Source organism: Pantoea sp. AN62 (genome assembly GCF_050432985.1).
Classification (GTDB): domain Bacteria; phylum Pseudomonadota; class Gammaproteobacteria; order Enterobacterales; family Enterobacteriaceae; genus Pantoea; species Pantoea brenneri.
On sequence record NZ_JBNPYB010000019.1, the window covers coordinates 18,407 to 35,306 of the forward strand.

At 56.6% G+C, this 16,900-nt stretch carries 14 protein-coding genes; 5 read left to right on the plus strand and 9 right to left on the minus strand.

From position 1 onward, the window contains the following. Positions 1-3: 3 nt before the first annotated feature. Positions 4-2,364: a glucose/quinate/shikimate family membrane-bound PQQ-dependent dehydrogenase gene (locus tag FHW04_RS20065; RefSeq protein WP_089562172.1), complete on the minus strand. Its 2,361-nt coding sequence runs from the start codon at positions 2,362-2,364 to the stop codon at positions 4-6. Between the two features lie 346 nt (positions 2,365-2,710). Here FHW04_RS20065 and FHW04_RS20070 point away from each other — a divergent pair, with 346 nt between their 5' ends. Together FHW04_RS20070 and FHW04_RS20075 are read left to right on the plus strand one after the other, a co-directional pair. Beyond that, the gene (locus tag FHW04_RS20070) at positions 2,711-3,256 is read left to right on the plus strand and encodes a GNAT family N-acetyltransferase (protein WP_089562173.1); all 546 of its coding nucleotides are present in this window, start codon (positions 2,711-2,713) and stop codon (positions 3,254-3,256) included. A gap of 60 nt (positions 3,257-3,316) precedes the next feature. Further along, positions 3,317-4,240 (plus strand): GNAT family N-acetyltransferase, encoded by a 924-nt coding sequence (locus FHW04_RS20075; RefSeq protein ID WP_089562174.1) that lies wholly within the window; start codon positions 3,317-3,319, stop codon positions 4,238-4,240. 10 nt (positions 4,241-4,250) lie between these two features. On the opposite strand, the gene FHW04_RS20080 is transcribed toward FHW04_RS20075, so the two are convergent. Beyond that, positions 4,251-4,496: a hypothetical protein gene (locus tag FHW04_RS20080; protein WP_089562175.1), complete on the minus strand. Its 246-nt coding sequence runs from the start codon at positions 4,494-4,496 to the stop codon at positions 4,251-4,253. A 231-nt stretch (positions 4,497-4,727) separates the two neighbouring features. Between FHW04_RS20080 and FHW04_RS20085 the strand changes: the two genes are divergently transcribed. The 3 genes from FHW04_RS20085 to FHW04_RS20095 all read left to right on the plus strand — a co-directional run bounded on the left by FHW04_RS20085 (position 4,728) and on the right by FHW04_RS20095 (position 7,424). Next, positions 4,728-5,261 carry an SRPBCC family protein gene (locus tag FHW04_RS20085; RefSeq protein ID WP_031378126.1) on the plus strand — a complete coding sequence of 178 codons (534 nt, stop codon included), beginning with the start codon at positions 4,728-4,730 and terminating at the stop codon, positions 5,259-5,261. Further along, positions 5,262-6,428, plus strand: a complete 1,167-nt coding sequence (locus FHW04_RS20090) for a zinc-dependent alcohol dehydrogenase (RefSeq protein ID WP_089562176.1) — start codon at positions 5,262-5,264, stop codon at positions 6,426-6,428. Positions 6,429-6,881: 453 nt separating this feature from the next. Continuing rightward, positions 6,882-7,424 carry a chorismate mutase gene (locus FHW04_RS20095; protein WP_031378125.1) on the plus strand — a complete coding sequence of 181 codons (543 nt, stop codon included), beginning with the start codon at positions 6,882-6,884 and terminating at the stop codon, positions 7,422-7,424. Between the two features lie 106 nt (positions 7,425-7,530). On the opposite strand, the gene FHW04_RS20100 is transcribed toward FHW04_RS20095, so the two are convergent. The 7 genes from FHW04_RS20100 to FHW04_RS20130 all read right to left on the minus strand — a co-directional run bounded on the left by FHW04_RS20100 (position 7,531) and on the right by FHW04_RS20130 (position 16,461). Then, positions 7,531-8,535 carry a substrate-binding domain-containing protein gene (locus FHW04_RS20100; RefSeq protein WP_089562177.1) on the minus strand — a complete coding sequence of 335 codons (1,005 nt, stop codon included), beginning with the start codon at positions 8,533-8,535 and terminating at the stop codon, positions 7,531-7,533. A gap of 29 nt (positions 8,536-8,564) precedes the next feature. Beyond that, complete coding sequence (locus FHW04_RS20105; RefSeq protein ID WP_089562178.1) at positions 8,565-9,974, minus strand: sucrose-6-phosphate hydrolase; 1,410 nt, start codon at positions 9,972-9,974, stop codon at positions 8,565-8,567. Next, positions 9,974-11,344 carry a sucrose-specific PTS transporter subunit IIBC gene (locus FHW04_RS20110; protein WP_046289434.1) on the minus strand — a complete coding sequence of 457 codons (1,371 nt, stop codon included), beginning with the start codon at positions 11,342-11,344 and terminating at the stop codon, positions 9,974-9,976. Before FHW04_RS20110 ends, FHW04_RS20105 begins: the two co-directional genes overlap by 1 nt. A 71-nt stretch (positions 11,345-11,415) precedes the next feature. Continuing rightward, positions 11,416-12,933: a carbohydrate porin gene (locus tag FHW04_RS20115; protein WP_179420102.1), complete on the minus strand. Its 1,518-nt coding sequence runs from the start codon at positions 12,931-12,933 to the stop codon at positions 11,416-11,418. Positions 12,934-13,096: 163 nt separating this feature from the next. Then, on the minus strand, positions 13,097-14,023 hold the full coding sequence (locus FHW04_RS20120; RefSeq protein WP_089562179.1) for an aminoimidazole riboside kinase: 927 nt from the start codon (positions 14,021-14,023) through the stop codon (positions 13,097-13,099). Between the two features lie 255 nt (positions 14,024-14,278). Then, on the minus strand, positions 14,279-15,262 hold the full coding sequence (locus FHW04_RS20125; protein ID WP_094106375.1) for a ParB family protein: 984 nt from the start codon (positions 15,260-15,262) through the stop codon (positions 14,279-14,281). Further along, entirely contained in the window at positions 15,259-16,461 is a 1,203-nt protein-coding gene (locus FHW04_RS20130) for an AAA family ATPase (RefSeq protein WP_031377930.1), read from the minus strand. Before FHW04_RS20130 ends, FHW04_RS20125 begins: the two co-directional genes overlap by 4 nt. Positions 16,462-16,900: the final 439 nt, after the last annotated feature.

The window sequence follows — 16,900 nt, forward strand, 5'->3', positions numbered from 1 at the left end:
AGGTTACGGCAGCGCATAAGCGATAAGCGTATCGCCCATTTTAGTGCCGAACGAGCCGTGTCCACCGGCCATGATCACCACATATTGCTTACCGTTGACTGCATAGGTCATCGGCGTCGCCTGACCACCCGCCGGCAGTCGGGCCTGCCACAGCAGTTTGCCGTCACGCACACTGTAGGCGCGCAGGTAGTTATCTAGCGTTCCGGCAACAAAGAAGACATTGCCAGCGGTGGTCACCGGGCCGCCTAACATCGGCACGCCCATTTTGAACGGCAGCGGAACCGGCGCACTGTCGCGTACCGTACCGATGCGTTTCTTCCAGACAATCTGATGATTCTGCAGATTGATCGCCGAGACAAAGCCCCATGACGGCTGCAGGCACGGCAGACCTAAAGGTGACAGGAACGGATTCAGTTCAACGCCATAAGGTACGCCATACATATGCTGCACGCCGGATTCCGAACCGGAACCGGCAGCACCCGCCGCACCAGGCTCAATCGGGTTGCCCGGTCCGCGTGGGACCAGCCGTGAGATAAACGGCATCGCCATCGGGTTCGCAATCGCAATCTGACGGTCGGTATCAACCGCAATACCGCCCCATTCGAACATGCCGAAATCACCCGGGAACACCAGCGTGCCCTGCTCTGAAGGTGGCGTAAACGGGCCTTCATATCGCAGGCGATGGAACATCACGCGGCACGCCAGCTGGTCGAACATCGTCGCGCCCCACATATCCTTGCCCTGCAGATTCTGCTTCGGCCGGAAGGTGAGTTGCGAGAAAGGCTGAGTCGGGTTGAGATGATCGCCTTTCGCCGGTCCCTGCGGTACCGGGGTTTCCGGTGCAGGTACCACCGGCTGGCCGGTTTCACGGTTCAGCACAAAAATGTTGCCGGTTTTAGCCGGTACATACACCACCGGTACGCGCTTGCCGCTGCTGTCCGTGATGTCCGCCAGGGTTGGCTGCGACGGCAGATCCATGTCCCACAGGTCATGATGTACTGTCTGATAGAACCAGGCCAGCTTACCGGTAGAGGCGTGCAGCGCCAGCAGGCCGCTGGCATAACGCTCCTGTTCCGGCGTGCGATGACCACCCCAGATATCCGGCGTCGAGACGCCCATTGGCAGATAGATGATGTCACGCTGAGCATCATACGCCGCCGGTGCCCAGGAGTTAGGTGAGTTGGCGCTGAAGGTCTCCCCTTCTGCAGGCAGCGCATTCGGATCTTTCGCGCCAGGATCAAACGCCCACACCAGCTTACCGCTGTCGATATCAAAACCGCGGATCACGCCAGACGGTTCACGGGTTGACAGGTTATCGGTGACCGAGCCCGCCACGATGATCACTTTGTCGGTGACAATCGGTGGTGACGTCGGCTCATAACCGCCCGGATAGGCATTTGGCTGCTGATGTTGCAGATTCAGCTCACCGTGGCTGGCGAAGTTCTCGCAACGCTCACCAGAGGTGGCATCCAGCGCAATCAGACGACCGTCGTCCACCGGCAGGAAGATACGACGCGCGCAGTGGGCAGGCTGTGAAGCGCTACTCTGCTGCGCCGCCGGCATTTCGTGATAGGACACGCCACGACAGGTGATGTGCTGGAATGACGGATCGGATTTGAGCTTCGGATCAAAGCGCCATTTCTCTTTGCCGCTCACCGCGTCCAGCGCCAGCAGAATCTGGTGTGGCGTGCAGAGATAGAGCATGTTGCCCGCCTTGAGCGGCGTCACTTCATTGGTAATCTCACCCGGATCGTTCGCGGTTTTGACATCGCCGGTGTGATATTGCCAGGCCACCTGCAGGTTCTGCACGTTGTGCTCATTGATCTGCTTCAGCGGCGAGTAACGCACGCCTTCCTGCGTCCGGCCGTAGGCGGTCCAGTCTTCCGCCGGTACCGATGAAGCGGCTGGCGCAACATCGGTCAGCGGCAGTTCGCCGTTTATCTCCTGCGGATCGTGCAGTGATGAGCCCACCAGCAGCGCTCCGTTAGCCAGTAAGGCGATAACCATCGCCGCCAGCGGTTTTTTACCGGCCGGGCCAAACTGACGATAGCTGAAAGGCAAAATCAGCCAGATCCCCAGCAGTACCCAGACGTCGAGTCGCGGCACCAGCGTCCAGTAGTCGCTGCCTGCTTCCTGCCACGCCCACAGCGCACTGGCGATCAGAATCGCGGCGTAGAGATAGAGCGCACTGCGTTTTCTGCGCCACAGCAGCACGCTAAAGCCCGCCATGGCCAGGCCGCTGATCAGGTAATACGCGCTACCGCCCAGCGATAGCAACCAGACGCCGCCGATCAGCAGCCAGGCAGAGCAGGCGACAGAGAACAGCAGCGTTAACAAATTGAGTGTTCGGGATACCCGTGACATGTGTTTAACCTTGATAAAAAGCGGGAAATGTAAAGAAACATCAGTGCAAGTGTAAACGCTATCACATGCCATTTACATTGCCTTTTCGTGGCAGAGTGTAAACAAATCTCTAATAATTGTTATATATCAGCTAATTATATTTGAAATGTATTAACTAAAAAATTTCAACCGATGCGAACCACACAACTCATCGTAAGAATCCCGGCATAAATGGAAGCGATACCACAACCGCCGTCTTCAGCGGTGCGCGGCTGGCTGGCGAGTTTGACTCCCGCTTCTCCGGCGGCTGTGTTAGCTTGCTGGCATCAACTTTCGCCCTGAAGCTCGGCCTGCAAGGAGTAGCATGATGCAACCTGATGTGATCATTTCTGCGCGGCTGCGTTACCGGCCGTTGAGTCAGCAGGACTGGCCGTTTTATCTGGCGGTCAGTCAGGATCAATCGGTGATGAAATATATCTCTGATCCACGCTCTGCCGACGAAATCAGAACCCACTCGTTTGACGTTCGCTTGCCCGCCTGGCATAAAGGATGTGATCACTGGCTTTGCCTGGTGATGGAAGAAAAAACCTCAGGATTGCCGACAGGATTCAGCGGATTTATCGATCGGGGTAACGGCATTGCCGAGTTTGGTTTTATTCTCGCCGCTGACTTTCACGGCAAAGGTTACGGTCGCGAGTCACTGAATGCGGTGATCGGGTTTTGTTTTGACCAACTGGCGTACCGCAAGCTGGTGGCGACCGTTACCGCTGGGAATATCGCCTCACGGAAAGCGTTAATCTCCGCCGGCTTCGCGCAGGAAGGCACCTTAAGGCAGAACTTTTTTCTGAACGGTAAATGGCAGGATGACTGGCTGTTCGGTCTGCTGAAAGAGGAGTACCAGAGCCGGCGCTAAGCCGTTACGTTCATTCAGCCCCGATGCTGAACCTGAGACGGGCAACAAGGTGGAAAGGGTATGCTGGATTATATGGTGTCGCGCTACCAGAGCCTGCCGGTTTCACCGCACCGGCTCAGGGGCTGGCTGATTAAGTGGCTGAAGCAGCAGCAGGCATGGTGTCGTGATGCCCGTTTCTCTGCCGCCTTTCCCTGGCGTGAAACCGGGTTGCCACAGCGTTATTTTCTGCAACGTGAACTCCACATTGACGGTCAGCGTTATCTCACCGGTCCCCGCTATCTCGGCGGCGATCTGGCCCAGCCGTTTATCGATGTCGTCGCGCTGGATGGACCGATTAACCAGCAGGTTGCCTGCGCCATTATGCAGGCGTGGCAGGCGCTGAACCCGCAAACGCTGCGCGTGCTGCTGCCCGCCGACCATCCTGCGATCGGCTTCACCGATCAACTGATCTTTCTTGGCCGCCCGGACTCGCTTTCCGCCCCGACCGGGCAGGATGTTTCGCTGGTGACCGCCACCAGAGAGGATTATCCGGTCTGTCTGACCACTATCAATCGCGCCTATCGTGCCAGCTGGCGTGCCCTGCCGCAGCTCAGACATCTGCTGCTGGCAACCGATAAACGGGAACTGCGTGAGGATATCGCCCAGGGCAACGTCTCGCTAATTGTCAGTCAGGGTCAGCTGGCCGGCTTGATCATTTGCGCGATGCGCCGCGTGGGGTTCATTGAGGCGATTCAGATTCTGGATGAGGTGATTTTGCCCGAATACCGCGGCCGCGGACTGGCAGCGCGAGCCCAGCAGATGCTGTTGCAGCAGCTCGATCAGCGTTACGGCGACAGCGTGCTGCTGACCGGCACTATCCTTCCCGGCAATACGCCTTCGCTGAAAAGTGCAGAAAATGCCCAGCGGCGTTGCGTACTGAAGTATCAGTTTTTCACACCGGCCGACTTAAGTGCAGGTCAGCGGGTGATGGCCGCTGACGGTTAAATGCACAGCCTTACCATAGCGCCAGCTCAATTAATTTATCCTGCACGCTATAAACCCGCTGTTTCAGATTCAGACTCTCTTCTGCACTGATACGTTTTGCATCAAACGCGCGGTTAATCTTTTCCAGCGCCATTTTGGTTTTGCTTTTCAGACCGATGTGCCAGTTTGCCTGCGGGTAACCTGCCACCTGAGTTTCTAAACTCAGCACCAACTCAACCACACTTTTACCACCGGTAGAAGTTTCAGATGCAGACATATCTACCTCTATTTGCTGCTAAAACAGATGCCTCTTTGCTGCAGGCATTATACATAATCCCGCCGTCCGCAACGGGGTTTTCCTGCGCCCCGCACCGCGCTGTCCGATACATAACCTGCGGCCAGACCTGCCGTACCGCAACGCTACGGCTTCGCTCGCAAAATTCCGCAGGCTGTTCTTAACTCATTTTCAGTGATTTCCGTTCGACTGAGCCTGCTATCGGAGGACCTTTTGGCCAAAAAACCTCAAACAACCGCCAGCGATAATACGCTTACGCTCCGGCGCTGGATAACCGTCGGTCGTCCGGCGACCGAGCTTTTTTCCCTGTGGCTGGAGCCGGATACTCTGCCGCGTATTATGAGCCACTTTGCCACGGTGACGCCGGTCAATAAAAGCGATGCGCACTGGCAGATCGAAGGCCCGCTGGGTAAACACTACGCCTGGGAGAGCCGGATTGTCGAAGCCCAGCCGGGCGAAATTATTGCCTGGCGATCGCTGGAGGGTGCCGACATCCCTAACGAAGGCGAACTTCTGCTGCGCCCGGCGCCCGGCGAATGGGGCACTGAACTGGCGCTCACTCTGCGCTTCATCCCGCCGGGCGGCGCGCTGGGGAAAAAGGTGACCAAAGTGTTTGATCTGTTGCCGAAAGAGGTGGCCAGCAAAGCGCTGCATCGCTTTAAAAGCCTCGCCGAGACCGGAGAGATCGCCACGCTGGATGGTCAGCCTGCTGGCCGCCACGCCGAACGTCAGGATAAGGAGAAATAAATGCGCGCACTATGCTGGAATGGCGTTAACGATTTGAGCGTTGAGACCGTGGCCGATCCGGGCCTGATAAATCCTCATGATGCGATTGTTCGCGTCAGGCTGACCACCACCTGCGGCTCCGATCTGCACGTAATTGATGGCCTGATCCCGAGTATGCGCGAAGGTGACATCCTCGGTCATGAATTCATGGGTGAAGTGGTCGAAGTCGGCAGCGCCGTAAATAATATTCGCCGCGGCGATCGGGTGGTGGTGCCCTCATTCATCTCCTGTGGTTCCTGCTGGTATTGCCAGCATCATTTACCTTCCTGTTGTGACAACACCAATCCGCAATGGGAGAAAGGAGAAGCCGTACTCGGTCATCCGACCGGCGGTATTTACGCCTACAGCCACGCCTTTGGCGGCTATGCCGGATCGCATGCAGAATATGTGCGCGTGCCGTTTGCCGACAATGATTGCTTCGTGGTGCCCGAGGGCGTGACCGATGAACAGGCGCTGTTTCTCTCTGATGCTGCCCCGACCGGTTACATGGGTGCCGATTTTTGTAATATCCACCCTGGCGACACGGTGGTGGTATGGGGCTGTGGCGGTGTCGGTCTGATGGCGCAGCAAAGTGCATGGCTGATGGGCGCTCATCAGGTGATTGGCATCGATCGCTATCCGGAACGGCTGGCAATGGCGCGCGATTATGCCGGCAGCCTGACGCTGGATTACACCCAGGTGGATATCAACGAAGCGTTACTGGAATTAACCGGTGGACGTGGCCCGGACAGCTGCATTGATGCGGTCGGTATGGAAGCCCGGGGCGAAGGACTGAGCCAGGTTTACGATAAAACCAAACAGATGCTGCATCTTGAAACCGATGTTGGCGCGGCACTGCGTCAGGCACTCTACGTCTGCCGTAAAGGCGGCAACATTGCCATTCTCGGCGTTTACGGGGTGATGGATAAGTTTCCGTTAGGCCTGATGATCAACAAGAGCCTGACAATCCGTACCGCTCAGCAGCATGGACAACGTTATATGCACCGCCTGCTGGAACACGTGGCCCGCAATGAACTGAACCCGGCTTTTATGGCGACGCATCGCTTCCCGCTGGAACAGGCACCGCGGGGTTACGAGATGTTCAAACACAAAGAAGATGGTTGCGTCCGCGCTATCTTCGTCCCCTGACTGACTGCGCCGCCACGATCGGCGGCGTAGCCATCATCCTCAGCACATCACTGGCAGCCTGATGCTGACCGATCCGGATCGCAACATCAGGCTCCACTGGCGGCCTATTAGCGGGCAATGGCTTTACTGCACCCGGCCGTAACAACCTTCTTCACCCTGCCCTGTCGCCCTTCGCTTAGCGCATCCCTGTCTGACAATAACTGGAGCTGCGCTGGCGGCAACATCATTAATACCGGCTGTTGAGCAACACCGGCTGCGGCGGGATAAACCTGTCAGCGTGGCATAGCAACATGAAGATTGTGTGACGTTAAAAGACGCAAAACCCATCAGAATTAATCACCTGCGCTAGCGCACTGACACCGTTTGCAATTCATACTTTGAAAACAAAATAATTACCTTCGGCGATTTTTTCATGACTAAATTAGCGCCAGTTTTCATTAACGGAGCGGGCAAATGACGCATTTTACGACGATTCTCTTCTCTTCACTGTTTGTGTGCTGTAACGTTTTTGCCGGGCCGGTCTCTTCCGTTGCGCTCGGCACGCTTTCCACTGCATTAAATGAACGGATGCAGGTGATGAAAGAGGTGGCTGGCTACAAAGCACAGCATCATCTCCCGATCGAGGATTTGCCGCGGGAACAGCAGGTGATGCAAAGCATGCTGAAAAACGCTGAGCAAGCCGGACTGGAACCCCATTCGGTGGAACCGTTTGTTCATGCCCTGATGAATGCCAGTAAGGCGATTCAATATCGTTATCGGGCGGACTGGCTATCAGTCCCGGATAACGCCGCCGTCAGGGATCTGGCTGATACCCGGCAACAGATACAACGGCTGGATAGCCAATTGCTCAACGCGATCGGCCAGCAGCTGTTGGCTGGCGGCTTTCCGCACGCCGAACGGGCATGGCTGGCCTCGCAACTCACGGCGGCCAACCTGAGCGAAGGCGATAAAAATAGCCTGCTCACGTCGCTCGCCAGCATCCGGCGCAGCCAGTAACATTAATCCGGCCGCTGATTCAGCGCATTAAGCCGCACGACGCCAATCGATAGTTGCCTCTGCCAGCGGGAGTCGCGTTGCTGGCATCGATTAACCTGCGGCGGCGTTAACAGCGCAGACGAAGCGTCGCAGGCAGTACCAGCTGGCTGTTTACTGGCTCATCGCCGCGGATCAGGCTGGTCAGGATCGCGAAGCAGGCCTGCGCCAGCTGCGGCACGTTTTGCTCGACCGTGTCGATGGGGATGGAGAGGGAATCATACAGGTAGTGATCGTCAAAACTGGCAATGCGGATGTCGCTGGTCAGCAAGCGGTGCTCGCTCATATAGCGCAGAACGCCCTCCAGCAGGCCGCAGGCGGCGGTAAACAGCGCTTTCGGCGGCCGCCTCAGCCGTTCGCACAGGGCGGCAAACATCTCATAACCGCTGGCCGGGTGATAGTTACCCTGAATAATCCATTCCGGACGCAGCGTAACGCCAGCACGCGTGAGTCCCTGGCTGAAACCCGCCAGGCGATCCTGGGTTGGTGACAGATCGGGCTGACCGCCAAGAAAGTAGATCTCATCCGGACTGGCGCGCGCCAGCCTTTCAACCAGATCGGCGGTGGGCGTGATGGCATCGGTGATCACCCAGGGTAAGCGCGTGTCACTGATGCGACGGTCAAACAGCAGCACCGGCAACTGCTCGCTAAGGGTGACGTAATCACTGTCGCTTAACATGCTGGACGCGACAATCAACCCGTCGACCTGGCGCGATACCAGGTTATTGACCACCGCCATTTCCTGCCCGGCATTTTCGTCGGTACAGGAGATCAGCAGCTGCAATCCTGCGGCGCGGCACAGATTTTCCAGCGCATGAGAAAACGCAGCGAAGCCATGGTTGGTGATTTCCGGCACCACCAGTCCCAGCGTATGGCTGCGGGCATCGTGCAGCATCCGGGCATGAATGCTGGGCTGATAGTGATGCTGTCGGGCAAGCGCCAGCACCCGTTCACGCGTCTCCTTCGCGACCCGCAGTTCTTCTCCGCGGCCGTTGAGCACCAGGCTGGCGGTGGCTTTACTCACCCCCGCCAGCGTGGCAATGTCACTGATGGTAACGCGTTTCGTTTTTCTCACGGCAAGGCATCGTCTAAGGAAACAAGCGCTTATTCTACCATGCAGCGACGTAACGACCAGTAGTGAGCCTGCAGTTCTGCGCGGCCACGCAGGGTTAACCGCGCCGGCTGCGTCGGAAAATAACGGCTGCTCATCACCCCTTCGCCATCATTGATGAAAATCTCAACGCTGGAGTGATCGCACAGGATCTGTAACCGGCTGGCGGCGCCCGTCCAGTAGCGGTAGTGCCATTCACCCGTGACCAGACTGCGACGCGCCAGCTGCAGTGCATCCTGCTGCCACGTCACGATCAGCGTGTCGGCAAAATTGAGTTCGATTCCGCCCTGGCTTTCCAGCAGCAGTTCCAGCCGCTGCGCATCGATCGGCGGCGCGTCATCAGCACGTCCCTGATAAACCTTTCCGGCTTCGCGCAGCGCCTGCAGCTCGGCGATCGGTTGCTGGCAGAGCTTGCCATCCCGGGAACTGAGTTCACGCAGGCAGGTCATCTGGTGGATCCAGTGATGAGCAACGGTGGGCTGGGCCATCTCTTCCCCGTCGGGCGTGCCCATCCATCCCACCAGCAACCGCCGCCCGTCAGCGGTCAGCGTGGTCTGCGGCGCGTAAAACTCGAAGCCGGCGTCCAGTTCGTGCAGCGGGCCGTGGTGATAGGCCGGCGTCTGATCATCGAGCGTGCCGCTCAGCCAGGCGCTCGGGTGACTGTTGAGAAAGCGTTTTTCCTCGCGCGCCACGCCCTGCGGACAGCAGATCAGGTAAGTGCTGTCGCCGAGAGTAAACATATCCGGGCATTCCCACATGTAACCCGCCGGCCCGAGACCGCCCAGCCCGCTGCCCGCTATCTCGCCGAGCAGTTGCCACTGCTGCAGATTTTCCGCCCGCAGCAGCAGCACTTTACCCTGCAACTGCCGATCCTGAGCGCCCAGCACCATGTACCAGTGGTTACCCTGTCGCCAGACTTTCGGATCGCGGACATGTCCGGTGTAGCCCTCTGGCAAAGCAATAACCGGCCCGAGCTTATCAAATCCTGCTGCGCTATTTTGCTGAGCCAGGCACTGCCACGCAGTGCGTGTGCCGTCGTCAAATTTCACGTTGCCGGTGTAAATCAGCGTCAGAACGCCATCGTCATCGACCGCACTGCCGGAGTAACAGCCGCTACGGTCATACGCTTCATCCGGCATCAGCGCAATCGGCTGATGTTGCCAGTGCAGCAGATCGGCAGAGCGCCAGTGTCCCCAGCATTTATGTTTATGCTCGCACCCCAGCGCATTCCACTGATAAAACAGATGATAATGACCGTCAAAATGGATAAATCCATTCGGGTCGTTAAGCAGTCCGGTAACCGGCGCCAGATGCCAGCCGGGATAATAATGGTCGTTAAGCGCAGCAGGCATCTTCTGCATCACCGCCTGCAGGATAGCCGGCAAAAGTGTCGATGAAGCCATTATTCAGCATCCGTATTGTATTTAAGCAGGTAAGAGACCACGAACGCCGTGGTGAATGCGATCGCCACGCCGATGCCATAATTGAACAAAGAACCCGCCTTGACGATTGCCATGCCTGGCAGCCCCGTCAGCCCGACGGCTGTCATATAGACATGCACGGAAACCACCCAGGCACCGCCCAGCGCGCCACCGATCAGGCCGGCTATAAAGGGCTTCATGAAGCGCAGATTAATACCAAAGATTGCCGCTTCCGTGATCCCCAGCAGCGCTGAGAATGCCGAGGGCAAGCTAATCGCTTTTATCTTCACATCTTTAGTTTTAAACCACACCGCCAGGCAGGCACCGCCCTGAGCCACGTTGGCCATCGCCCAGATCGGCAACAGGAAATTAACGCCAATGGCGGGATTTCCCAGCAGTCCGGCTTCAATCGCATGGAAACTGTGGTGTACCCCGGTAATCACGATCACCGAATAGAGCCCACCAAACACCAGCCCCGCCAGCCAGCCCGCGTGGGCGATCAGGGTACTGAGCACCAGAGAGATGCCGTCCCCCAGCATACGACCAGCCGGTCCGATGATCAGCAGCGCGATAAAACCGGAGATGATTACCGTCAGGAACGGCGTCAGGATCAAATCCAGTGCATCAGGAATAATCCGGCGCAACTGCTTCTCCAGTACGCTCATAAACCACACCGCCAGCAGCACCGGAAACACCGTGCCCTGGTAACCGATCATCGCCACTTCGATACCGAAAAAATTCATGGTATGGAAGCCCGAAGCCACGCCCCAGGCGTTAGTCAGTGCCGGGTGGGTCAGAATGCCGCCAAGGGTTGCGCCAAGAAACGGATTGCCGCCAAACTCACGAGCAGCGGTAAAGCCGATCAGGATCGGCAGGATAATGAAGGCGGCGGAACTGCACATATCCAGCATGATGTAGAGTGCGTTATCCGGATTGACCCAGCCGTAGGTTTTCACCATGCCCAGCAGCCCCATCAGCAGGCCGGATGCCACGATGGCGGGGATAATCGGCACAAAGATATTCGACAGCAGACGGGCGATACGCTGGAACGGATTAAGCTTGCGCGCCGCGATATCCGCCGCTTCAGATTTGCTCGACTCGCTAATCCCCGCTTCAGCAATAAATGCGGCATAGACTTTGTTGACCACACCGGTGCCAAAAATCACCTGCAGTTGCCCGGCGTTGCGGAAGCAGCCTTTTACGCCCTCGATCCGGCCAATCGCCGCGGTGTCTGCCTGGCTGTCGTCCGCCAGCACCAGCCGCAGGCGCGTAGCGCAATGCGCCGCGCTGGCGATGTTCTCCCGGCCGCCCAGCAAGGGCAGTAGCGCGCGGGAAATTTTTGCATAATCCATATTAACCTCTGTCTTCTGGTTTCATTTTTATTGGTGCGGTTGCCCAGCCCCTGCAAGCTGGGGCTGTCTGGTCAGAACCAGGTTTCCATCTGAACGCCAAAGTTCCATTCCCCTCCGGCCTCAAAACCCTTACTGCCAAAGGCATCATCACTGGCATAGTTATCCAGCCGGTGATCCCAGTTCATCCAGCTGGCGAACAAGCGGATTTCCGGACGTTTCAGGAAGTCGCCTACGTCTCCGGCTTTCAGGGTGGGTGCGACGGTGAGTTTGGTGAAGCTGCCGCTGACGGCATTGCGGTTTCTGTACCCTTCCGGGCGCAGGTCCATGTACTGATAAGAGCCTTCATACTGCATCTCAAAATTTTGAGTCATCTCCTGAATCAGCCGCAGGTTAACGGTCGCCCAGTCGTAACTGTCGCCTTTGACATAGCGATCCTGGCTATGCTGAGCCAGCAGCGCCGGGGCAATATGCCAGCCGTCTCCCAGCGCCGTGATGCCATAGCTGGCCAGACGCCAGCTATCCGCCTGCGGCAGCAGCGCGCCATCTGAACCAACAGATTTCACCTCTGCGCCCAGACCGTGGCCATACAGCAGCGCCGTTTTCGCCGAGCCGTCGGTCAGGCCATAGAAGCTGTCGTTATGCAGCCCGAGCAACGCATGTACGCCGGTGTTCGCCGCATCGCTTTTGATCTTATTTCCGTCAATATCCTCGCGATCATCGTTATCTCTGGCCCGCATGCCGCTCATCATCAGCTGAACCGGGCCGACAAAGTTGTTGAGTGACAGGATGTAGTTTTGCGCGCTGTTTTCGTTGTTTTCGATATCACCAAAGGTCCGTCCATACACCGAGAGGTTGCTGCGCGCCCGATCGCCCCACCTGATGTCGTAAAAGCCGGCACCGGTTCCGGCGAGGAACACTACATCGGAGTCGATCCAGTGAATATCGAAGTTGTCACGACCAAAGCGTTTACCGACCCAGACGGTGCTGTCTTTAAAGGCACCGTCGAAGGTCGGCAGCTGGCCGATTTCGACAAACGCCTGCCGCAGGTTGAGATCGCTGCTGTCAGCCGTCCAGTCGTTGTAGGTACGCTGACCGTCGGCCAGCATCGCTTTAAAGCGGGTGGTGGCACCGTTGGTCAGCGTCTGTTTATGTTCCAGATTCAGTTCGACATAGGTGTCAGGCTCATTACCGAGACGCCCGACGTGGCCGCCGGTTTCGCCGGCAGGGGTCAGCGTCGGTCCGCCCTGGGTTTTCGCTGCCGAGCTGTTCATCAGCAGGCCGGAGCGGGCGTAGCCGTGAAATTCAAATCCGCCCGCATCGGCGGAAGGTTTCAGTTCCGGTTTAGCGCTACGTTGCGCAACGTCAGTGGGAGCTGGCGGGGTCTGCTGCTGGACGGTTGCCAGCTGTTGTGCCTGCTTCTCAGCCGCTTCGGCCCGGATTTCAGCCGCGCTTGCGCGTTGCTCCGCGACCTGCAGACGGTGTTCAAGTGCGGCAAGCCGGGCTTCAATCGTGCTGAGGCCCGGCTCTGCCCGGACCGGCACAGCAACGAACAGGGTTGCCAGGGCTAATGCAATCGTGCTTTTTTTCATTGTTTTGCGTCTCTGAGGAAGGGCTATCATCACAAACTTTTCTTGCTAAACCGGTTTAGGCGCGAATCATAATCATGGGTAATTTCATCGCGCAATGAAAATAGCTAAACCGGTTTAGTGAATGTGAGATGGCTCGCAAAACCAGTGATAACAGCCCGGAAAATCAGCCTGTCGGGTCGCTGAGTTGATGCAGCCAGGGTAGTGCCGTCATTGCCCCTTTAGTCGTGGTTGCCAGTGCGCCACAACGCTGGGCGCTGGCAAGACTGACGGCTAACTGTGGCTCATCGGCGGGCAGACCCGACTGCGCCAGCTGCCACAACAGTCCGGCGACAAAGGCATCACCGGCACCGGTGGTGTCAATGCTGGCCACCGGCGTAGTGGGATAGTGATAAATCTGCCCCTGGTGACAAGCCATCACGCCCGCCCTGCCCTGCGTAACCAGCAGCAGCTTAATGGCAAAACGTTCAGCCAGCTGTTGCATGCTGTCGGCAGGATCTGCGGCAGAATGGAGGAACTGAAGTTCCTCTTCTGACAGCTTCACCACATCAGCACAGGCCAGCGCCTGATGCACAACCGCATGCAGCTGTGTCGGGTCAGGCCACAGATCATCACGCAGGTTCAGGTCGAAACTGACGAATCCGCCTGCGGCGCGTATACGCTGCATTGCGGTAAGCGTGGCTGTCCGTGAAGGTTCGGCTGACAGCGCGATTGAACAGCAGTGCAACCATTCCCCGGCGCTGAACTGCGGCAGATCGGTTGTCTCAAGAAACAGATCGGCGCTGGGACGTACCATAAAGGTGAACGACCGCTCGCCGGTGTTATCCAGTCCGACCACCACGGTTGAGGTGCGATGAGCGGGGTCGGATTTAAGGAAGGAGGTTTCTACCTGCTCATCAATCAGCGTCTGGCGCATAAAGTCGCCAAACGGGTCGGCCCCTACCCTGCCGATAAACGCACTCTTCCCCTGCAGGCGCGCCACACCCACCGCCACATTGGCCGGTGTGCCGCCCGGACACTGCATTAAACGTCCCGGCTCTTCCGGCAACAGATCGACTACCGCATCACCCAGACACCACACGCGTACTGACATAGAAATTCCTTAAAGTAGATGAGTAAGCTAAACCGTTTTAGCTATAACCGCAAATAGGTCAGGATTCAACAATCAAATTGCAGTAATGGGAGATGTAACGCCGGAATAAGGGGAAGGATGACCGTCTTTAACCTCCCTGTAACGCCGGGTGGGTCAGCAATGCAGCGAGTTTTCGAGCGGGAGTGATAAATAGTGAAGAAAGTGATCTGACCGGCCAGGATAAAAAAACCGGCGGCAGGCCGGTTTTAACGATAATCAGGAATTGTTCTGCTTCATCGATGACAAAATCTGTTTAATCGAAGCATCAATCTTCTCGGTGATCTCTTTTGGCAGGCGGCTGAATTCATACTGCACGGTCCGCTTCTCGTCGTTGGTTTTACGGCGCGCATAGGTATTGGCGGTGCTGAAGGTCGCCAGTTTTTCCGTCACCGTCCTGCTGGCTGGCGGCGGCGTTTTAAGCTGCTTCCTGGCGGTTTTGAAGCAGTCGAGAATGGCCGATTTTTTTTCGTCGGCGTTGAGCTGTGCCGGCATCGTATCACGGGTCAGTTTATCCTGAATCTGACTGACCAGGTCATCGACCGCGACCGCTTCGGCTTTGGCTTCTTCCCACACATCAAGCAGCAGTTGATAATCCTGCAGCGTCAGTTCAGCCACCACCGGGAAAAGTTCGATAAATTCAGCCGGAACTGAAGCAGCCTGGAAAGCACGGGTCACTTTGGCATTCGAGATCCCTTCCGCTTTGGCAATCTCCGACTTACTCATGCCCTGCTCGTTCATCAGCATAAAACGCAGTCCCAGCTCGCGCAGGTTATGTTCGCGGGCAGTCTGAATATCGGCGGCCAGCTGACGAGCATCACTGATGCTCAGTTCATCCGCCGTGACCAGCACTTCCAGACTGGCGCCAGAGAGAATACAGGCTGCACGGCGACGGGAGCCATCCATGATTTCGATCCGGTCAGCGGTGATGCGCCCGATGGCCGGAAAGAACTGTTGCAGGGTAATGGTGCGGGTGATCTCTTTGAGCGACTCCGCCGTCAGCGTGCTCTGATCGCGACCGTTGATCTTCGGGTCGACATAGGTCTTTGCTTCTATGTCATCATGCGGGATCAATTGCCGCACAAAGGTCGCCTTCATACCTGACTTCAGGGTAAAAGTGCGCGACTGGCTGCTGCTGTCGATCATGCTGGCAATGGCGGAATCACCGAATTTGCGGCCAATGCGCTGGATGGGTTTGCTCACAGGGTGCTCCTGATATATTCAATGCGATCGAATACAGCCCGTGAGAACTGTTCCGCTTCATATTTAGCTTTGCGTAACGCATCAGCGCTGCCGGGATAAGATGATGGGTTCGCGCTGATCACCGTATCAAACGATTCGCCGCAGCGTTCAAAGCCATCCAGTCGCGGCAGGCCACAATCGAGCATCGATTTGGTAAACACTTCGCGGGCATAACTTTGTGACGTGAGATGGTCGTGCTTGGAGGTCATTTTTGACATGAAGCCAATATTCGCCTTCAGACGTGGCTCAACCCCTTCCGCTTCGATCCGCTCCAGCATCTCTGGCAGACGCGTCAGGTACTTCATGGTTGAATGGAAATCAACCTGCGCTGGCGGCGTTGGCGTCAGCAGCACATCACTGGCAGCAATCGCATTCAGCATAAAGGAATCAAGATGCGGGCCGGTATCGAGGAAGATGAAGTCGTAATCGCCTGCCAGACGATCGATGACGTTACGACGCAGAACTTCAGAAGGTGCAACGCCAGGCAGATGCTGGGCGACCAGTTCTTCCCAGTCACTGGCGACAAAACCGTCATCAATCGAGGCGGGAATGACATCCACTCCAGGCATCACCGTCGGTTTGATAAACTGTTCACGCAGCTGGTCAGCGTCCAGATCGTTCAGCATCGCCTGAGCGGCGGTTTCCAGCACAGAGCCGACACTGTTGGTGTGGCTGAGAAACATGGTGCTGGATGCCTGCGGGTCGAGGTCGATAACCAGAATACGCAGGTCATTGTGCAGCATCGAAGGATGGGCGCGCATACCGTGGGCCAGCGTTACGGTGCTGACCGTTTTGGAGACGCCACCTTTGAGGCTGACCACAAAAATCACAAACGGGCCTTCGTGCTTGTCGCGGTATTTTGGCACCTTGCGATGCTGATAAATATCGACCACATTCTGGATGGTTAATGCATATTGCGAGGTGCTACCGGTTTGCTTCTTGCCAAACTGATAGCCGGCTTCTTCCATGTCACTGATGGCAGCAACCACGGCATGCTTACTCAGCAATGGCATATTAGCGACGGCATTGCGTGAGAAAGTCTGATAAAAACCGGTCTGGTTAAATTCCTGACGCTGCTGCTCAATGTGATTGCTCAGCCCGTGCAACATAGAGTTGGCACGCGTTGCCATCTCCAGCACACCACCATAGTCACGCTTCATAAGCCCCTCTGCATTAATGTTTTTTGCATACTACACAAAAAGCGGCTATCTGCCAATTTTTTAGAAAAATGCCAAAAACCTGGATTTTTTACTATCGGATGGAATGCTTCGGCAGAGCCAGCCAGCGTAACCGGCTTATCATCCAGATCGGGTGACTACAGCAGGGAGTAGCGGGGAAGCCTGGCTAATACACAGTAGCCGAACTCAGGCAGGGATAGGCGGCAGACGAATCTTCGTTGGTGCTGTTATTAAAAACTTCTGCGATCTCATTTGTCTGGGCAGGAACCGCAGCCAGCATACAGCGTAATAACAGGACAGGATCCTGGTGAAAATGGCGGGTGGAAAAGGGTGTTTTCATCGTGAAAATATAAAAAATAATTATTTATTTCATCATCTTACACGTAAAATTCCCTGGTGAGATTTCAGGAAAGAAACGGTC

Coding starts and splice junctions, on each gene's coding strand:
- FHW04_RS20095 (WP_031378125.1), top strand. CDS start 6,882: ATGACGCATTTTACGACGATTCTCTTCTCTTCACTGTTTGTGTGCTGT.
- FHW04_RS20115 (WP_179420102.1), bottom strand. CDS start 12,933: ATGAAAAAAAGCACGATTGCATTAGCCCTGGCAACCCTGTTCGTTGCT.
- FHW04_RS20105 (WP_089562178.1), bottom strand. CDS start 9,974: ATGGCTTCATCGACACTTTTGCCGGCTATCCTGCAGGCGGTGATGCAG.
- FHW04_RS20130 (WP_031377930.1), bottom strand. CDS start 16,461: ATGAAGCGTGACTATGGTGGTGTGCTGGAGATGGCAACGCGTGCCAAC.
- FHW04_RS20075 (WP_089562174.1), top strand. CDS start 3,317: ATGCTGGATTATATGGTGTCGCGCTACCAGAGCCTGCCGGTTTCACCG.
- FHW04_RS20070 (WP_089562173.1), top strand. CDS start 2,711: ATGCAACCTGATGTGATCATTTCTGCGCGGCTGCGTTACCGGCCGTTG.
- FHW04_RS20065 (WP_089562172.1), bottom strand. CDS start 2,364: ATGTCACGGGTATCCCGAACACTCAATTTGTTAACGCTGCTGTTCTCT.
- FHW04_RS20090 (WP_089562176.1), top strand. CDS start 5,262: ATGCGCGCACTATGCTGGAATGGCGTTAACGATTTGAGCGTTGAGACC.
- FHW04_RS20120 (WP_089562179.1), bottom strand. CDS start 14,023: ATGTCAGTACGCGTGTGGTGTCTGGGTGATGCGGTAGTCGATCTGTTG.
- FHW04_RS20110 (WP_046289434.1), bottom strand. CDS start 11,344: ATGGATTATGCAAAAATTTCCCGCGCGCTACTGCCCTTGCTGGGCGGC.
- FHW04_RS20080 (WP_089562175.1), bottom strand. CDS start 4,496: ATGTCTGCATCTGAAACTTCTACCGGTGGTAAAAGTGTGGTTGAGTTG.